Origin of the sequence: Duganella aceris (genome assembly GCF_011090165.1) — a bacterium.
Lineage (GTDB): Bacteria > Pseudomonadota > Gammaproteobacteria > Burkholderiales > Burkholderiaceae_D > Rugamonas > Rugamonas aceris.
This window is the reverse complement of record NZ_JAADJT010000002.1, coordinates 485,056-498,102: the sequence shown is the minus strand read 5'-3', so window position 1 is coordinate 498,102 and position 13,047 is coordinate 485,056. Positions and strand designations below refer to the sequence as shown.

Annotated in this window: 13 protein-coding genes; 9 read left to right on the top strand and 4 right to left on the bottom strand. The window is 65.7% G+C overall.

Annotation, left to right across the window (positions count from 1 at the left end; genetic code table 11):
- Nucleotides 1–11: 11 nt before the first annotated feature.
- Nucleotides 12–2,675: a TonB-dependent receptor plug domain-containing protein gene (locus GW587_RS06760; protein WP_207393359.1), complete on the bottom strand. Its 2,664-nt coding sequence runs from the start codon at nt 2,673–2,675 to the stop codon at nt 12–14.
- 450 nt (nt 2,676–3,125) lie between these two features.
- Between GW587_RS06760 and GW587_RS06755 the strand changes: the two genes are divergently transcribed.
- The 4 genes from GW587_RS06755 (at nt 3,126) to GW587_RS06740 (ending at nt 5,469) form a co-directional block, all read left to right on the top strand.
- On the top strand, nt 3,126–3,476 hold the full coding sequence (locus GW587_RS06755) for a copper resistance CopC family protein (protein WP_166100208.1): 351 nt from the start codon (nt 3,126–3,128) through the stop codon (nt 3,474–3,476).
- 9 nt (nt 3,477–3,485) lie between these two features.
- Entirely contained in the window at nt 3,486–4,379 is an 894-nt protein-coding gene (locus tag GW587_RS06750; RefSeq protein ID WP_166100206.1) for a CopD family protein, read from the top strand.
- Between the two features lie 27 nt (nt 4,380–4,406).
- Entirely contained in the window at nt 4,407–4,892 is a 486-nt protein-coding gene (locus tag GW587_RS06745; protein WP_166100203.1) for a hypothetical protein, read from the top strand.
- Nucleotides 4,893–4,959: 67 nt separating this feature from the next.
- Nucleotides 4,960–5,469, top strand: a complete 510-nt coding sequence (locus tag GW587_RS06740; protein WP_166100200.1) for a DUF2059 domain-containing protein — start codon at nt 4,960–4,962, stop codon at nt 5,467–5,469.
- A gap of 11 nt (nt 5,470–5,480) precedes the next feature.
- Here the strand turns inward: GW587_RS06740 and GW587_RS06735 are convergent, their stop codons facing one another.
- A complete protein-coding gene (locus GW587_RS06735; RefSeq protein ID WP_166100198.1) occupies nt 5,481–6,026 on the bottom strand; it encodes a UPF0149 family protein in 546 nt (181 codons plus the stop codon).
- A gap of 32 nt (nt 6,027–6,058) precedes the next feature.
- Complete coding sequence (locus tag GW587_RS06730) at nt 6,059–6,217, bottom strand: hypothetical protein (protein WP_166100195.1); 159 nt, start codon at nt 6,215–6,217, stop codon at nt 6,059–6,061.
- A 99-nt stretch (nt 6,218–6,316) separates the two neighbouring features.
- Here GW587_RS06730 and GW587_RS06725 point away from each other — a divergent pair, with 99 nt between their 5' ends.
- The 5 genes from GW587_RS06725 to GW587_RS06705 all read left to right on the top strand — a co-directional run bounded on the left by GW587_RS06725 (nt 6,317) and on the right by GW587_RS06705 (nt 11,659).
- Nucleotides 6,317–7,039: an SIMPL domain-containing protein gene (locus GW587_RS06725; protein ID WP_166100193.1), complete on the top strand. Its 723-nt coding sequence runs from the start codon at nt 6,317–6,319 to the stop codon at nt 7,037–7,039.
- A 104-nt stretch (nt 7,040–7,143) separates the two neighbouring features.
- Nucleotides 7,144–7,287 carry a hypothetical protein gene (locus GW587_RS06720; protein WP_166100190.1) on the top strand — a complete coding sequence of 48 codons (144 nt, stop codon included), beginning with the start codon at nt 7,144–7,146 and terminating at the stop codon, nt 7,285–7,287.
- Nucleotides 7,288–7,498: 211 nt separating this feature from the next.
- Nucleotides 7,499–7,642 (top strand): hypothetical protein, encoded by a 144-nt coding sequence (locus GW587_RS06715; RefSeq protein ID WP_166100188.1) that lies wholly within the window; start codon nt 7,499–7,501, stop codon nt 7,640–7,642.
- A gap of 80 nt (nt 7,643–7,722) precedes the next feature.
- Nucleotides 7,723–8,091, top strand: a complete 369-nt coding sequence (locus GW587_RS06710) for a hypothetical protein (RefSeq protein WP_166100497.1) — start codon at nt 7,723–7,725, stop codon at nt 8,089–8,091.
- A gap of 97 nt (nt 8,092–8,188) precedes the next feature.
- Nucleotides 8,189–11,659 carry a response regulator gene (locus GW587_RS06705; RefSeq protein WP_166100185.1) on the top strand — a complete coding sequence of 1,157 codons (3,471 nt, stop codon included), beginning with the start codon at nt 8,189–8,191 and terminating at the stop codon, nt 11,657–11,659.
- Here the strand turns inward: GW587_RS06705 and GW587_RS06700 are convergent.
- Nucleotides 11,656–13,047, bottom strand: coding sequence for a M16 family metallopeptidase (locus tag GW587_RS06700; RefSeq protein WP_166100183.1), 1,392 nt, complete (start codon nt 13,045–13,047; stop codon nt 11,656–11,658). The two genes, GW587_RS06705 and GW587_RS06700, sit on opposite strands and share 4 nt — an antisense overlap.

The following is a 13,047-nucleotide window of genomic DNA, read 5'->3' as shown; positions in this document are numbered from 1 at the left end:
GTCGGCATGGTTCAGAACTTGTAGTCGAGCTTGGCGAACACGGTACGGCCCGTGTACCCGAACGGCGACACATAATTGTAAGGGAAGGTGCCGGCGTTGTCCGAGCCGTTGGTGCCGGCGGCAACGCTGGCGGCGGTCGAGGCCAGGTTCTTGTCCGGGTAGACGTCGAACAGATTGTTGCTGCCGACCGTGACGCTGGTCGATTTGTTGATCTGGTAGCTCAGGTTCAGGTCGGTGATGATCTTGGCGCCGAACTTCTGGATCACCTGCGAATTGGCCGACGTGGCCGAGACCGGCACCAGGCTGACGTCGTAACCCGGCGTGACCGCCGCGATCTGCGCCGGCGTCAGCGAGGTGAAGGCCACCGCCGCCACTTCGCCGTAGCGGATGTTGTTCAGGTTGACGGTCCAATCGCCCTTTTTCCAGTTCAGGCCGAGCACGAACTTGGTCTTCGGCGAGGCGTCGGTCAGGCGCACCTGCTGCGTCAGGTCGTACAGCGGGGTGGTGATGCCCAGCGAGGTCAGCTGGCTCGGCGCGGCCGAGATGCGCTCGATCTCGGTCTTGTTGTAGTTGCCGGAAGCGGTCACCACCAGCGTGCCGCGCTCGGCCATCGGCAAGCGGTAGCTGGAGGTCACGTCGATGCCCTTGGTGACGGTGTCGATGGCGTTGCTCATGAAGCTGACGCCGTTGATGCCGGCGTAGCCCAGGCTGGCCAGCTTGGCGGTGATGCGCGCGTCCTGGAACAGCGACGACAGCGCCAGCCGGTCGTCGATGGCGATGCGGTAGGCGTCGCCGGAGACGGTGAACGCGCCTTCGCTCCACACCGCGCCGATCGAGACGTTGCGCGACTTCTCCGGTTTCAGGTCGGTCGCGCCCAGCGCTTGCGCGATCGGGTTGTTGACCGGCGTCAGGCGCTGCACCACCGGCAGGCCGTTGACGAAGATGGTCGAGGTGTTGCTGGTGTACGACTGCGCCAGGCTCGGCGCGCGGAAGCCGGTGCTGACCGAGCCGCGCAAGGCCAGCGCCGGCGTCAGCGCGTAGCGGGTGGCCAGCTTGAAGGTGTTGCTGCCGCCAAAGTCGGAGAAGTTTTCGTGGCGCGCGGCGCCGGACAACATCCATTGCGCGGTCACGTCGCGTTCCAGTTCGCCGTACACGGCGGTGCTGTGGCGCTGGTTGTTGCTGGCGTCGAGCGGGCTGTTGCCGACCGATGGCTGGGTGCCGATCGGCGCCGGCTTGCCGTTGTTCGGGCCGCCGATGATGGTGGCGCCGCCGTTCTGGTAGCTGTTCAGCGAGCCGGCCACTTCCTCGAAGTATTCCTTGCGGAACTCCAGACCCAGCGCCAGCTTCAGCGGCGCGCCGCTGGCCAGCGGGATTTGGCGCGTCAGGTCGAGGTTGCTGGTCCACTGGCCGAAGCGGATGCCGCCGAAGTAATCGGTGGTAGGGCTGGCGTTGCCCAGCGAGGCGTTGTTGGAGTTGCTGCGGCCGGTATCGACCTTGCTGCGTCCGTACGCGGTCGACAGGTCCCAGTCGAAGCCCAGCATGTCCTCGCCCTTGGCGCCGAGCGCCAGCGAACTGTTTTCCATGTTGACGTGGACCAGCGGCGCGTAGCCGTCCGGATAGATGCTGCGCACCGTTTCATCCTGCGCGGCGCGGCGCGCGAAGCCGTAGGACTCGCCGTCCAGGCGGCTGAAGCCGCCGAACGAGTACAGCTTGACGCCTTGCGCCAGCGGCTTCTCGGCGTTGAGGAAAATCGCCTTGCTCAGGAACGGCGTGTCGCCGAGGTGATAGGTGTTGCGGTTGATCGTGGCTTCGCGGGCGTCGAGCGTGCCGTTGGACGGCGTCAGGCCGATGCCGGAGCCGTAGAAGGACGAGGCGGCGCTGGCACCGTTGTTGCCGAAGTATTGCTGGCGCGTGTCGGGCGTGGAGCGGTTGCTCTCGTTGCGGTCCTGCAGCCGCACGCTGGCGCGCAGCACGCCGTCTTCGCCGAGCGGCACGCCGAGCGAGGCGTTGGTCTCGACCACGCGGCCGTCGCCTTCGGTGCTGATGCCGGACATGACGCTGGCGCTGCCGCCCAGCGATTTGTCGAGCACGATGTTGATGACGCCGGCGATGGCGTCGGCGCCGTACTGGGCCGAGGCGCCGTCGCGCAGCACCTCGACGCGGCCGATGGCGGACACCGGAATGGTGCTGAAGTCGTAGGCCACGTCGCCGCGGCCGATCTGGTTGTTGACGTTCAAGGTACCCATCGAGTGGCGGCGCTTGCCGTTGACCAGCAACAGCAGTTCGCCCGGGCCGAGGCCGCGCAGCGTCGGCGAGCTGGCGAAGTCCAGCGTGCCGCCGGTCGCGGCCGGGGTCGACACGCTGAAGGAGGGCACCAGTTCTTTCAGCGCCGATTGCAGCTGCAGCTGGCCGCCGTGCGACAGTTCCTTGGCCGACACCAGATCGATCGGCGTGGCCGATTCGCTGACGATGCGGCTGCCGAAGCGCGAGCCGGTCACCACCACCGATTGCGGCTCGGCGTCGGCGGCCTTGGCGGCGGCCGGCGCATCCTGCGCCAACGCCTGGCCCGAGGCCAGCAGCGTCAGCGCCAGCAGGGCCGGCGGCAAGTGGCGGCTATGACCGCAAGAAAATGTTTGGCGGACCGATTGGGATAACAGCTTTTCCTTGAGCATCATGATTCCTTGAGTTGTTTGGCTTTGAGTGCGGCTGAAACTAGTATTGGCCAAGGAAAATGCGATCTCAACACGATCGGGCACTAGGTCTATAAGTTGGGCTTATAGATTTGCGCGGTTTTGCTGTGAAAGTGCGCCCGCGCCACCCGCTGAAATTCTCAGGCAATGTTGAGGAAACGCTACAAGGTGTTCTTTTTTCACCAAATCCGAGCCGCCCCAAAATGGCGCACGGGCGCTCTCTCAGTGTGCGGAGGATGATTTTTGCACGATTATGCGGCATTTTCCAGCATAGCGCCGCCAACTGCCAGCGTGAAATTAATTTGTATAAGCTCGGCTTATACATCTACTGCTTGGCAAGGTTGAAGCCATATATTTTCCATTGCAGACTAGCTTCATGGAGGCGAGCGGCAGTCGGCCGTTGTCGCCGTCCATATCAACTACCAAGGAAGCCAGATGAAACGACTGCACGTAATGTTACTGAGCCTGGTGCTGAGCGCCAGCGCCGTCGCCCACCCTAAACTGACCAAGTCCGAGCCGGCCGCCGATGCCGTGCTGGACGCCGCGCCGAAGATCATCTCGGTGACCTTCAACGAACCGCTGGAAGGCGCTTTCAGCACCATCACCCTGAAGCGCGCCGATGGCGCCGCCGTCGTCACGCAGCCGGCCAAGGTCGACCCGGCGACGCCGCTGGAGCTGGTGCTGCAAGCGCCCGCGCTGACGGCCGGCGAGTATGTGGCGCACTACGCGGTGATCGGCCACGACGGCCACCGCCGCGAAGGCGATCTCAAGTTCACGGTGAAATAATTGGCGGGCGTGGCGTTGTTGCAGTTCGCCTCCGGGCTGTTGTTGTACCTGGGCTACGCCTGGCTGATCGGCTCGTTGTGCAGCCGCTGGTGTCTGGGAGCCGGGAGCGCGCCGACGACGCTCGCCAGTCACGCCATGCTGCGCCGTGGCGAACCGTGGGCGGCCATCGCCTGCATGCTCGCCGGCGCGACCTCGCTGTATGCGGCCGCCGCGACCATGAGCGGGCTGCCGCTGTCGGCCGCGCACCAGGCGTTCTGGATGACGGTGACGCGGACGGCGATGGGCCGCAATTGCGTGGCCGGCGTGCTGATCATGGTGGTGGTGATCGCGCTGGTCAAGGGCGAGCCGCGCCGGTGGCGCGCGCTGGCGCTCGGCTTCTCGCTGGCGGCGTTCGCCTGCTGCCGCGCCATGAACAGTCATGCGGCCGAGGACGGCGTGTTCAGCCTCGGCTTCGCGGTCGAATGCCTGCATTTGATCCTGACCTCGCTGTGGCTGGGCATCGTGGTGATGTCGGCATGGATCGTGGTGCCGCGCCATCGCGACGCCGGCGCGCTGCCTGCGCCCGAGCGCGAGCTGTATCTGGAGCGCTTGTCGGCGAGCGCGACGGTCGCCCTGGTCGGCATCCTGCTGAGCGGTCTGTATAACGTGGCGATGCGGCTGGGTTCATGGAGCAACGTCGGTGGCAACACGTACTCGACCTTACTGCTGATCAAAGTCGGGCTGGTGCTGCTGGCGATGGCCATCGGCGCCTACAACCGCCTGATCGGCTTCCCGGACATCGCATCGCGCGGCAAGGTGAAGCCGGTGGTGTTGCTGTTGCTGCGGTTCGAATCGTTGCTGCTGGTCGGCGCCCTGGTGGCCGCGATATCGCTGGCATCGATGCCGCCGCCGTCATCGCTGTAAAAGATTAATTAAATAAGGATGGTCAAGATGGGTAAGTTTTTAATTATCGCCGGGCTGTTGCTGGCGTCGGCAAGCGCCTTCGCCGCAGAGACGCCGGCCGCGCCGGGTATCGCGTTTTCCAACACCAACAACCGCGCGCACACCAACATCAGCAAGCTGGAGCCGAAGACGCTGGCCAGCACCGCGTTCCTGCTGACGCAGCAGAGCGACGTGCTGGTACAGTTCACCAGCCAGCTGGGCAACCTGAGCAAGGCCGGCTGCCCATGCTCGGTGCGCGCCTCGCTGGTGGTGGACAACGGCACGCCGGTGGTGGTCAAGCGCACCAATCTGTCGGGCGGCAGCGGCGAGGGCGCGGATTACGTGCCGGACCGGCAGGGCAGCGACGGCTCCTACGTGTTCAGCTTGCCGCCGGGACGGCACGAAGTATCGATGATCGTGCAGCAGGTCGGCGGCTCGGCGGAAACGATCCAGGCCTTCTACGCCAACCTGCAGGCGCTGGTGTTCCCGAAGTAAGCTAGCAAGCGAACGATCGGGGGGGGAATTTCAGGCTAGAATGCGGGCAAATTCCCAAGGAGCAAAGATGAAGAAATCCTACGCCGCATTCCTGATCGCCTCGCTGCTGGTGGGCGCCGTGCACGCCGCCACGCCGAATCCGGACGCCGCGCAAGTGAAGGCCGCGCACGACCTGATGGCGGCGATGCAGGCCGAAAAGATGATGCGCATGACCGCCGGCGGCAGTCAATATGCGTCGCCGGCGCAGCGCAAGGAAGTGATGGACAAGGTGATCAAGTTGCAGCCGGAAGTGGTCTACAGCCGGCTGGCGCTGCCGGTGGCGCGTCTGCTGAGCACCGAGACCTCGGTCGAGATGACCAATTTCTACCAGTCCAGCTACGGCCAGAAAGTGCTACAGCAGACCTACAACAGCGGCGCCTCCCTCGGAGGCCCGAGCGCGCCGACGCCGACCGCCGCCGAAAAAGCAGCGCTGAAAAAGCCGGCCTACATCAAGGCCAACAAGGAATTCAAAGCCAACGAGCAAGCGATCCAGCACGAAACCTTCGTCTTGCTGAAGGCCGTCATCAACGGCAAATAAAACTCCGGAGTTTATTCGGCGCCGCAGCACTTCTTGAATTTCTTGCCGCTGCCGCAGGGGCAGGGGTCGTTGCGGCCGGGCTTGGCCGTCTTGACTTGCGGCGCGTGGAAGAAGGCGTTGATCTGCACCACCGATGCCGCGACCTTGGCGGCGTTCACCGGCCGTTGCAACGGCACCAGCAGCGCCGGCTGGCTGGCGCGCAGCGGGGCCCAGGCGTCGGCGTCCAGCTGCACGCCGGCCAGGAAGCCTTCGCACCACGCTTCCACCGTCCAGCTGCCGCCGCATTCGTAGATCGGCTCGAAGCTGCCCGGATCCTTGGCCAGCCAGGTGCGCATGTATTCATGGTGGCGCAGCACCAGCGCCTTCGCTTCCGCGCCGCCTTCGCCGCCGCCCCAGACCTTCGGCAGCCACACGTCCTGCGCCGGTTCGGCCGGCCCGGCGACCAGCGCCGTCAGATAGCCTTCCAATTTGGCGACATCCATCGTTTGCGCGCCCATGCCGGCCAGCAGGTCGTCCAGGGTGTCGTATTCGTCGTCGGTCAGGGGCGTGGCGCTCATGGGATGGTCCGGTGGCTGGGAAAGCCGGTATTCTACTTGGCCTTCGGCGTATTCGGCGTCTTAGGCGGCTTGGTCGGCGTTTCGACGATCAGCATGTGCTTGTCGACGGCGCCGGTTTTCTCTTGCTTGACCACCATTACGGCGACGGGGCGGTTGTCTTGCACCGAACGCGGTGGCTTGGGGGTGAACATGGGGCGCTCCAGTTGTGTCGTTGACGTCGCAGATGGGAGCGCTTGTGGTTTTTGCAAGTAGTTGGGATACTGCAAACTCTACAACTCTGGAAAACATCCATGTTCAAGCCGCTTGCCCTGGCCGTTGCGCTGTTGCCGTTCGCCGTCCATGCCTCCAGCCTGCCCGATTATCCCTTCGTCCACGCCGGCGGCGAGGGCTTCCTGATGGTGGCGCCGGACATGGGCGAGATCGATTTCGATCTCAGCGCCTTCGATCCCGACCCGGCCGCCGCGGTGGCCACGGTCCAGGCGCGCGCGGCCGAGGTGCGGGCCTTGCTGGCCGAGCAGGGCGGCGAGGGCGAGCACGGCGCCAGCGCCGAAGTGCGCGATGTGCGCAAGGAGATGCGCAAGTCCGCCAACCCCGATCCGGCCGCCGCGCCCGAGTACGATATCCGCAGTTCGGTGCACATCGTCGTGCGCGACCTGGGCAGGTGGCGCGCGATCATGTCGGCGTTGTTGGCGATGGCGAATGTCGATCATCTGTCGACCACCTTCGGCCGCACCGACCGCCTCAAGGTCGAGCAGGAGCTGACCGCCGTGGCGGTCAAGGACGCGCAGCGCCGCGCCGAGAACATGGCGGCCGGCTTCGGCAGGAAGCTGGGCGCGGTGGCGGCGGTGTCGTCCGGCCAGCTGCGCAACCTGACCGGCGCGGTCGGCCTGATGCCGGGCGATTTTTACCGGGCCCGCGCCGGCGTCACGCCGCCGCAGCCGGACAAGGACTTCCTCACCATCGACGTGCTGAAATGGTCGCAGACCGTCGACATGCTTTTCCGTATCAAATAGCGCGGCGATCCGCTGCGTGTGTTGCCGCACGCAGCGGCGCACCGCAGCCTTGTATCTCGCGCGATCTCCCCAACACTGCACTTAAGTTCATCACGGAGATCGCCATGACCATCCACGCCCACACCACCCCGGATCCCGATACGCCACCGCCGGCGCCGGAGAAAGATCCGCCGCCGGACAATACGCCGCTGCCCGAACAGGCACCGATCGAGGAGCCGACACCACCCGCTCCGCCTATCAAAACGTGAGCATCGATTGATCGACTATGTGTGCCAACGCACCGTCCGCCGCCCTTGGCGGACGGTATGCTTCGTCATGCTCTGAATAGCCGTGAGAAAGTGTGATTGTTGTTGCTCGCTGGACACATATTTTAATCTTTGTGTTGTCCGTCACACTGGGGTCATGAAAGAGTTCCTATAATTTAGTCATGTCATCGGTTTCCCCTTCTCGGAGAGCATCATGGGCAATTCCTTACACAACAAAATCTACCTTGGTCGTCGCAGCGTCGCCTTGAGCGCCAAGCGTGTGCAAGCCTTGATTTGTGTGGCCGCCTTCGCCAGCATCGGCCTGGTGTGGCTGACGATCCGAGCGCTACAGCAATAACTTTATTGCCATTGCCTTGCTCTGACCGGGCCGGGCGCGTACCATGGGGGCCGCAGCTGTCTCTTATGGAAAAAATGGCAATGAAGAACGAGAAATTAACGCAGGACGAGTACAACGCGCTGGATGAAGTCAAGCGCGGTCCCACCAAGGGCGAGCGCGTCAGCGCCTGCGTCGGCCGCAACACCAAGCGCCTGGCCGCGCTCAAACTGTTCAGCGTGGCGCGCGATGGCCGTGTGTCGCTGACCGACAAAGGTGAGCAGACCTTGTTCCTGCGCCGCTGCATCATGGGTCTGCGCGCGGTCGCCGCCGATCCCGCCAGCGCCCTCGACGCCGACGTCGCCATGTTCCTCGGCAAAAAATCCCATATCGTTCCGCGCGCCGAAGGCGGCTTCGATATTAGCGATAAAGGTCGCGAGTCGCTCACCGACATCGAGAATCAAGGTATTTAGTCTGTTTTTACACAACGACAACAAAAAACGCCCACTCGGGCGTTTTTTTGTTTTATTGTAGTGTATCAAGTTGAGCACGAGAACTCGCTGACCCACCATGAGACTTGCCACGCTGCAGAAGTTCAGAAAATTGTTCGGAGTGCTGGTGGCCGCCGTGGTCGTGGTGCTGCTGATCGTGGCGTTGTTCGTCGCCCACGTGCTCAACCAGAGCCGCATGCGTTACTACGCCGCCGCCGAGGAGACCTCGCACAACCTGTCGCTGACGCTGGAAAACTTCCTGCATTCGCATTTCGAGGAAGTCGACCTGGCGATGCGCCGCGCCGACCGCGAGTTCCGCGTCATGCATGAGGAGCACCGTTTCAACGATGCCGAGTTCAGCGCTTTCCTGCGCACCCTCAAGGAGCGCATGCCGCATGCGCAGGCGGTGCGCGGCTCCGACGCGGCCGGCCGGGTGATCTACGGCGAAGATGTCGACATCAAGCATCCGCAAGACCTGACCATCCGCGAATTCTTCGCCCGCGTGCAGACCGAGCACGAGCTGATCTTCGGCGTGCCGGTCAAGTCGCGCATCACCGGCGAGTGGGTGCTGCCGCTGGTGTATCCGCTGACGCTGCCCAACGGCCAGTTCGGCGGCAGCGCCTACGTGCTGATGAACAGCTCGCGCATCAATGAGTCGTTCGCCTCGCTCAACATCGGCGAGCACGGCTCGATCGTGCTGCTGGACGACAAGAAGCGCGTGCTGCACCGCTATCCCGAAGTCGAGGGCATGAAGATCGGCAGCGTCATCAAGGTCAACGCGCTGACCCAGGCCATCCTCGACGGCAAGAAGAAGAGCGCGAGCTACACCGTGGTCAGCCCGCGCGACAACCGCGAGCGTACGCTGAGCGTGGAAAAGATCGGTGGCTATCCGGTGTATGTGCTGGTTGGGCTGGCCAGCGACGATTTCCTGGCGCAATGGCACAAGGAGGTGCGCAACGCTTCGCTGTTCCTGGCGGCGGTGGTGCTGCTCGGCGGCGGCCTGCTGCTGGCGGTGCGCTATAGCCTGAAGCGGCAATTCCATGCCCTGCAGCAGCTGGTCGACATCGATCGCGCGCTGCAGGGGTCGCTGTCGCGGCTGACGGCGTCCGAATCGCGCTGGCGCTCGCTGACCGAGGGACTGCCGCAAATGGTGTGGACCGCGACCCCGGAACTGCGCATTGATTTCCTCAGCCATCATTGGGCCGAGTTCAGCGGCCTGCCGATCGAGCTGCTGATGCAGCAGGGCGACTGGTCGAAGGTGATCCACCGCGACGATATCGAGCAGGTGCGGGCGGCCTGGCAGCGCGCCATCGCCGGCGCCGACCAGTTCCGCTGCGACTGCCGGCTGCGCCGCCGCGACGGCGCGTGGCGGGTGTTCGACAACCACGCGCTGCCGCAGAAGGACGACAACGGCGTCATCCTCGGCTGGGTCGGCAGCAGCACCGACAGCACCGAGTCGCGTGCCGCCCACGAGGCGCTGACCCGCGCCAAGGAGGAGGCGGTGCAGGCCGGCCGCGCCAAATCCGACTTCGTCGCCAACATGAGCCACGAGATCCGTTCGCCGATGAACGCGGTGCTGGGCATGCTGCAACTGCTGCAGCAGACCCAGATGACCGAACGCCAGCAGGATTACGCGGCCAAGGCGCATTCGGCCGCCAGTGCCTTGCTGGGCCTGCTCAACGACATCCTCGATTTCTCCAAGGTGGAGGCCGGCAAGCTGGGCCTCGATCCGCATCCGTTCCGGCTCGACAAGGTGTGGCGCGACCTGGCGGTGATCCTGTCGGCCAACGTCGGCGACAAGAATATCGAGGTGCTGTTCCGCATCGATCCGGCGCTGCCGGCGCTGGTGGTCGGCGACGCGCTGCGCCTGCAGCAGATCCTGCTGAACCTGGCCGGCAACGCCATCAAGTTCACCGAGCGCGGCGAGGTGGTGCTGTCGGCCGACGTGCTGGCGCAGACCGCCACCACGCTGTCGGTGGCGTTCGCGATCCGCGACACCGGCATCGGCATTTCCGACGAACAGTGCCTGCGCATCTTCGACGGTTTCTCGCAGGCCGAGGCCTCGACCGCGCGGCGCTACGGCGGCACCGGCCTGGGCCTGGCGATCAGCCAGCGGCTGGTGCGGCTGATGGGCGGCACGCTGCACGTCAACAGCAAGCTCGGCATGGGCAGCGTGTTCGACTTCGTCGTCGAGTTCGGCATCGGCGAGGTGCAGCCGGTGTCGGCGCACCAGGCGGCGGCCGATGCGCTGCCGCCCGGCCACGAACTGCTGCGCGGCCTGAAATGCCTGGTGGTCGACGACAATCCGACCGCGCGCACCGTGCTCAGCGAGATGGCCGGCTCGTTCGGCTGGCAGGTCGACGTGGCGGAAGGCGGACACGAGGCGCTGGCGGCGGTGTCGATGCAATTGGCGGCGCACCGCGCCTACGACGTGGTGCTGATCGACTGGCGCATGCCGGAGCTGGACGGCTGGGAAACCAGCTGCCGCATCCGTGCGCTGGCGCCGGAAGGGAAGATGCCGCTGATCGTCATGGTCACCGCGCACGACCGCGAGTTGTTGGCGGAACGGCACCTGGAAATGTCGCCGGTGCTGGATGGTTTCGTGGTCAAGCCGGTCACCGCCTCGATGCTGTTCGACGCGGTGGCCGATGCGCGGCTGGAAAACCGCGCGCCGCTGGCGGCGATCGCGATGCCGTCGATGCAGCGCCTGGTTGGGCTGCGGCTGCTGCTGGTGGACGACAATCCGGCCAACCAGCAGGTCGCCCGCGAGCTGCTGGGCAACGACGGCGCCGAGGTCGAGGTGGCCAACTCCGGCCCGATGGCGATCGCCGCGATTTCGCGGCCGGGGGCGCTGCCGGATCTGATCCTGATGGATATCCAGATGCCGGACATGGACGGCTACCAGGCGACCCACGCGATCCAGCAAAAGCTGGGCGCGGCGGCGCCGCCGATCGTCGCCATGACGGCCAACGCGATGCCGGCCGACCGCCTCGCCGCGCTGGAGGCGGGCATGGCCGATCACGTCGGCAAGCCGTTCGACCTGACGCAGCTGATCGCCGTGATCCTTCAACATGCGCGCCGCGACGGCCGGCCATTGACGGCGGCCGCCGCCGACGGCGCGGCGCTGGCGACCGTGGCGCGCGCCAACGCCAGCGTGGCCGCCGCGTTGTCGGACGCCGCCGGCGCGGTCGCGCTGCCCGAGGCCGGGCTCAACAGCGCCGCCGCCTTGAAGCGGCTGGGCGGCCTGCATTCGATCTATGTGATGGCGCTGCGCAGTTTCGTGGTGGAGGGCGGCAGGCTGTGCGCGCAATTGCATGCGGCCGGCAAGGAGCACGACCGCAAGGCCGCGTTGCCGGCGCTGCATACGCTGAAGGGGCTGGCCGGCACGGTGGGCGCGGACCGCCTGTCCAGCCTGTCGCACCTGGCGGAACTGGCGCTGAAGGACGATGCCTCCAGCGCCGCCTGGGACCAGCTGGCGCTGGTGCTCGACGCCTGCCCCGGCGTCACCGAGGACATCGAGCGGCTGGTGCGCCAGCTCGATACGGTCTAGGGCTTGAAGCCGTCGGCCGTGATTTCCAGCTCGGTCACCTCGCCGTAGGTCTTGGCGATGGCGCGGATGGCGTCCGCCTTGCCGACCAGGACCGTTTGCAGCTTGTTGCGCGGGAAGTGCTTGTCCACCAGCGCCTTGGCGCGCTCCGGCGTCAGGCTGTCGACGTCCTTCATGAAGTTGTCGATCTGCTCGCGGCCGACCTTGGACGCGTACATCTCGCCCAGCAGCCCGGCCAGCTGCTCGCCGGTTTCATAGCGCGGCGGGAACTGGCCCTTGACGTAGGCCTTGGCCGATTCCAGCGTCGCCTGGTCGATGCCCTTGTCCCATAAGCGCTGATAGGTCTTGTGCGCCAGGGCCAGCGCCGCCTCGGTCTTGGGCAGCGCGGTGAAGCTGGAGATGGCGAAGGTGCCGGTTTGCGACAAGGTGGCGAACTCGCTGCGGGCGCCGTAGGTCAGGCCGGAGTTGACGCGCAGCTCGTCGTTCAGCCACGAGGTGAAGCGGCCGCCGACGATGGTGTTGAGCACTTGCAGCGGCACGTAGTCCGGATCGTTGCGGGCGATGCCGGCGCCGCCGATCAGGAAGGTGGTCTCGATCGCGTCCGGCTTGTTGACCAGCCACACCCGCGCCTTGTCGGCCTGGACCTTGCCGTTGTCCTGCGGCGGCAGCGCCGGGCCGCTGGCCTTCCAGGCGCCGAACAGCGACGCGATCTGCTTGCGCATCTCGGCCGCCTGGAAGTCGCCGACCACGATGATGGCGGCGTTGTCCGGGCGATAGTAGTGCTGGTAGTAGCGCCGCACGTCGGCCTGCTTGAGCGCGGCGACGCTGCTGACCGTGCCGCTGGCCGGGATCGCATACGGGCTGTCGCCGAACAGCATGGCGCGGTAGTAATTGCCGACCACGTTGCGCGGCGCTTCCTTGGCCTGCTTCAGGCCGCTGACCTTGCGCTCGCGCAGCTTGCCCAGTTCGGCGTCGTCAAAGCTCGGCTGCTGCACGATTTCGGCGAACAGCGGCAGCAGCGCGGCGCTGTCGGCGCGGGCGAAGTTGGCCTGGACCACGCTGGACTCGGTGCCGGCGCCGCCGGCCAGGCGCGCGCCGCGGTCGTCGAAGGCCTGGTCGATGGCGGTCTTGTTGTGGGCCGTGCTGCCGAGCAGCAGCGCGTCGCCGGTCAGGTTGGACAGTCCGGGCTGGGCGGCGTCGTTGACGGCGCCGGCCTTGACCACGGCGCGCACCGAGATCAGCGGCACCTCATGGCGCTCCATCAGATACACGGTCAGGCCGTTGGGCAGCGTGACGGTCTCGAAGGCGGGCAGGCGGAACTCCGCCGCGAAGGCGGGCGCGGCGGCAGCGCAAGCGGCCAGCACGGCGGCGGCGATGATGGTTTTCTTCAT

Coding starts and splice junctions, on each gene's coding strand:
- GW587_RS06760 (WP_207393359.1), bottom strand. CDS start 2,675: ATGATGCTCAAGGAAAAGCTGTTATCCCAATCGGTCCGCCAAACATTT.
- GW587_RS06755 (WP_166100208.1), top strand. CDS start 3,126: ATGAAACGACTGCACGTAATGTTACTGAGCCTGGTGCTGAGCGCCAGC.
- GW587_RS06745 (WP_166100203.1), top strand. CDS start 4,407: ATGGGTAAGTTTTTAATTATCGCCGGGCTGTTGCTGGCGTCGGCAAGC.
- GW587_RS06740 (WP_166100200.1), top strand. CDS start 4,960: ATGAAGAAATCCTACGCCGCATTCCTGATCGCCTCGCTGCTGGTGGGC.
- GW587_RS06735 (WP_166100198.1), bottom strand. CDS start 6,026: ATGAGCGCCACGCCCCTGACCGACGACGAATACGACACCCTGGACGAC.
- GW587_RS06730 (WP_166100195.1), bottom strand. CDS start 6,217: ATGTTCACCCCCAAGCCACCGCGTTCGGTGCAAGACAACCGCCCCGTC.
- GW587_RS06725 (WP_166100193.1), top strand. CDS start 6,317: ATGTTCAAGCCGCTTGCCCTGGCCGTTGCGCTGTTGCCGTTCGCCGTC.
- GW587_RS06720 (WP_166100190.1), top strand. CDS start 7,144: ATGACCATCCACGCCCACACCACCCCGGATCCCGATACGCCACCGCCG.
- GW587_RS06715 (WP_166100188.1), top strand. CDS start 7,499: ATGGGCAATTCCTTACACAACAAAATCTACCTTGGTCGTCGCAGCGTC.
- GW587_RS06710 (WP_166100497.1), top strand. CDS start 7,723: ATGAAGAACGAGAAATTAACGCAGGACGAGTACAACGCGCTGGATGAA.
- GW587_RS06705 (WP_166100185.1), top strand. CDS start 8,189: ATGAGACTTGCCACGCTGCAGAAGTTCAGAAAATTGTTCGGAGTGCTG.
- GW587_RS06700 (WP_166100183.1), bottom strand. CDS start 13,047: ATGAAGAAAACCATCATCGCCGCCGCCGTGCTGGCCGCTTGCGCTGCC.